The organism is Aestuariivirga sp. (assembly GCF_037139295.1).
GTDB lineage: Bacteria > Pseudomonadota > Alphaproteobacteria > Rhizobiales > Aestuariivirgaceae > Aestuariivirga.
On sequence record NZ_JBAXGR010000186.1, the window covers coordinates 1 to 3853 of the forward strand.

The window sequence follows — 3853 nt, forward strand, 5'->3', positions numbered from 1 at the left end:
CCCGCGTCTCCTGGCGATAAGTACTTGGTCCCCTGTGAACAATTCCCAAGCTGTTGATTTCAGACTCTGATCGAGAGGTTCGAAGTCTTCGATTTCGCAGGAAAGCAGGCCCTCGGCTGTGGTTTCCTTGCAAATTCATTTCGCGATTCACTGCGGTCAAGATGCGTGATTCACTCTGTCGGTAGCCCCCGAGGTCTTCATTCCACAGTCTGCGCGGGCGGCTGCGCTACCCCGATCGGCGCCGCCGCCGGCGCTGGCGCCCAAGCCAATCATGCACTAACATTCAAACCGGACCACCCAGTGGGGGCCGATCACGGTTGAGGTTTGGCGTCACAATCCGTATCCGTGCGAAGTGGCAAAGCAGGCACGGCATCGCTCCCTGTTTGCCACATTGAATCAATTCACAGCTGATTTGTGAAGCCGCCAGAGTCACCCTCAACGCGGATTGGTATAACGCTACCGCTTCACTCGTTGGAGGTTGATCACCACTTCATCAGAGGCCAAGCGCGTCAAGATCCACGGCCGTGTCGGAACCCAACCCCTTGTGGTCAGCGCGCCGACAAATGACAGCCTTGGTGACAGGCCGCGGATCAGTATCGGAAACTGCCGCCTGTTGTCGGTCGATTGGAAAGGTGCGGGCCATCTTGTGGAAGACGGCCCGCCTGTATCACTGTCGAACTCTGCTTTAGCCGCCGTTACCTTTTACCTTCGGCGCCATAAACGGATCCAAGAGCGGGGTTGGATTGTCGGGCATTTGCAGATTCGGCACCAAATCGTTGGAGGCGCCGCCGGGGGAACGAGTCATGCTTGGATACTTCACGATCGACTTGTCGAACTCAGTGATCACTTCGCCCAGCATTGCCCCGGCCCAGCCGTTGTCCATGCCGGCATACCGACCCGGCGACGAGGTCGGGTTGCGCGTCGCTACCGCCCCGTTGAACATCATGTCGTATTTCTCGTACGGATCCATGGTGAGGTTGTAAATTGCGCCTATGGCGCCGAGGTTCAGCGTGGGGCCTAGCCAAGTATCCTTCGACGAGTAGAGGACCTTCCACGCAATCCTGAGCCATGGCGTCTCTGGATCATCACCAATGTCAGTGCGTACACCGAGGAAGGTCTCGCCATCGGTATAGACCCACGAGCCGCGCGCTGAATGCATGGCCTTGCCAATTACGTAAGCGCTATTGTCCACGCCGTCGAAATAGATGGGCTTGCCATTGTTGTCGCTGATTTCACCGTTGACCGGTCCCTTGAGCCCAACCATCGACGCGGTCGTGGGCCAGACATCCATGTGCGACATCATCTCATGAAGAACGAGACCTGCCGGGATTTTACCTGGAGCCCACATGATTCCCGGAACCCGGAATGCGCCTTCAAAACCCGTACCTTTCTCGCCACGAAACGGAGTGGTACCGGCATCGGGCCATGCGTCTTGCCAGGCGCCGTTGTCTGCCGTGTGGATGACAATAGTGTCCGGAGCATCGGCACGGATTTCGTCCATAATGCGGCCGATGTTAGAGTCCATTTCGATCATCTTGTCTGAGTAGTTGCCAAGATGTGACTTGCCCTGGAATGCCTTATTTGGGCTGGTCGGCTGGTGCATGCCCATGAAGTTCACGCTCATGAAGAATGGCTTATCGCTCTGGGCGTGCTGCTTGATGTAGGCGACCGCCGAATCCGTCTGACGGACGTCGAAATCGGCCAGATTCTCCAGCGTGATCATCGCGCCGTTGTTGCCCTTGCCCGCCGGCTTGCCCGCCGTGCCTTCCCATTCGTAGAGGTTTACGAATTGTTGATATTCCTTCCAGTAGGCCGCGTTGTATTTCGGGAACCACGGATGGGCGTTGGGTGCCGTGTCGCTATAGGCGTAGACTCCCGGGTAGTAGGCGGCAAAATTCTTCATCTCATCGAAGCCGTGTTCGATCGGGTAAAATTTTGGTGCGTCGCCGAGATGCCACTTGCCGGAGAAGTAAGTAGAATAGCCATTCTTCTGGAAGAATTCGGCGATTGTCGGCGTTTCCGCCTTCAGGCCATTGGGGTCACCGGGAACGACAACGACAGACAGCGCCGTTCGGATCGGGATGCGTCCGGTCATGAACGAGGCGCGTCCGGCCGTGCAGCTTGCCTGACCGTACCAACTGGTGAAAGTTGCACCTTCTTTGGCCATGCGATCAATGTTTGGCGTGGGATGTCCGAGTGCTACGCCGCCGCCGTACACCCCATAGTCCCCCCAGCCCACATCGTCGCTCATGAGCATGATGATATTTGGTTTCTTCTGCGCGACTGCGGGTGCGCTTACAAGCGCCAAGACTGCGAACAGTCCCAGCAGTCCACGGCACAGGTTTCCGATTCGATTCATGCTCACATTCCTCCATTCGGGGCGGGTATCAACTCTGGTTGATGCTGGTCCAAGGTCTTCATAGCCGTGTCTCTATTGCGTCCCGCCTTCCACGAGAATATCGCGCCATCCAGCACACTCGGCGAATGAGGGTTCGCCTCGCCCGACAGAGTGAGTTTTTTCGCCCGAGGTCGACGTAGTGGTGACCGTGTTGTAGAACTTACGGATTCGATTAGAAGCACACTCGCCCAAAAAGGCAGCGGTGGTTGAGAGGAGTGCCCTGGCCGCGGAGCTTTCAGAAAAGCGCTCCAGTCACTAGAAAGTTAGATAAATTAAAATCAGTCTACGAACTAATAGACAAAGCACGGGATTTACAACGGGTATAATCACTTAGTTTTTTCGGTTTTTATAAAACTATTCGTATCTTTCAATGCGTTTTCGGTCAGCATTCAATGCGCAACCTTATGAGCTTGATATGGCGCTACAGGCGATGATCGCTTTTCCATGAGTGCGACCACGCTATGCAGCTACGGTAAGCCACAAGAGTCAATCATCGCGAGCCAGTCACGACCTCCGCCGTCGCCCCCTGATGCTCCTTCGTGATCTGCTCTCAACTCTTGCGATCGAGGTTGTAGTGGATGACGACCGTGGTCACAGGTCACACATGCAGCTTGCGAAGCTGCCGATCTAACACTGAACGGCAACCGGGGCGGGGTGGGGGATTAGTGGAGCGGCGGTGGGCGGCGAGAGAGGTGGAAAATGATACGCCCCCGCTCAGAGCGGGAGTTGAATCATCCAGGCAGTTCTGGCGCGAGTCAAAATTCCGACCCTTCTTGAAGCCATGAGGAATAATTGAAATCGGACCACTTCAATGGGGACGGATTACTATCGGCAAGTCTTTCCCAGATTTGTGAGAATGATGTCGCGGTCGTAGCCATCCGTCAACGGCGCCCTTTCCACCAACGAAGCATAGGAGACGTCTCAATGTTGACGTCGATCGACAAGGCGCTGGTAGCCGCCATCATGGGCATCCTGTTTATTGTCCAGACCTACACCGGGTTGCAGCTGCCCTGGGCGACCCCTGACACCATCGCCACCATCATCGGTCTCGTCACGCCGGTGCTGGTCTGGGCCATCCCCAACGAGAAGGTGGCCTGAGCATGAGCTGGCAGGAGGGCGTCGCGGTAACGGTAGTGCTTCTCGGCCTTGGGGCCGGGGCGTTTCTCGTGGCGCAGCGACCTTCCTTCTGGATCGAGTTCGTGCCACGGCTGGGCAAGGCGCTGCTGCCACTGGCTTGGCGCTACTTTTCGAAGAGGACGCCGCCGGAGGAGGAGGCTGCGTGGCGTCAGGCCGAGAGGCGGGGGCAGGGGGATGAGTGGTTGAAGGAACGGTGGCGCCGAAGTTCTGACCGGTAAGCGAGATCACTAAATACTGATCGGATTTCACTAGTGTCCGGTTAGAAACCGAATAAATTCAATTGCTTGTCGTTGGTGGGTTGCGCCATTCCGTGATCTT

2 protein-coding genes are annotated in these 3853 nt (G+C 56.5%); one reads left to right on the forward strand and one right to left on the reverse strand.

From position 1 onward, the window contains the following. Positions 1-685: 685 nt before the first annotated feature. Positions 686-2359, reverse strand: a complete 1674-nt coding sequence (locus tag WCJ41_RS20490) for an arylsulfatase (RefSeq protein ID WP_336907689.1) — start codon at positions 2357-2359, stop codon at positions 686-688. A 963-nt stretch (positions 2360-3322) separates the two neighbouring features. Here WCJ41_RS20490 and WCJ41_RS20495 point away from each other — a divergent pair. Further along, positions 3323-3496 carry a hypothetical protein gene (locus tag WCJ41_RS20495; RefSeq protein WP_336907690.1) on the forward strand — a complete coding sequence of 58 codons (174 nt, stop codon included), beginning with the start codon at positions 3323-3325 and terminating at the stop codon, positions 3494-3496. The last annotated feature ends 357 nt before the right edge of the window (positions 3497-3853 follow it).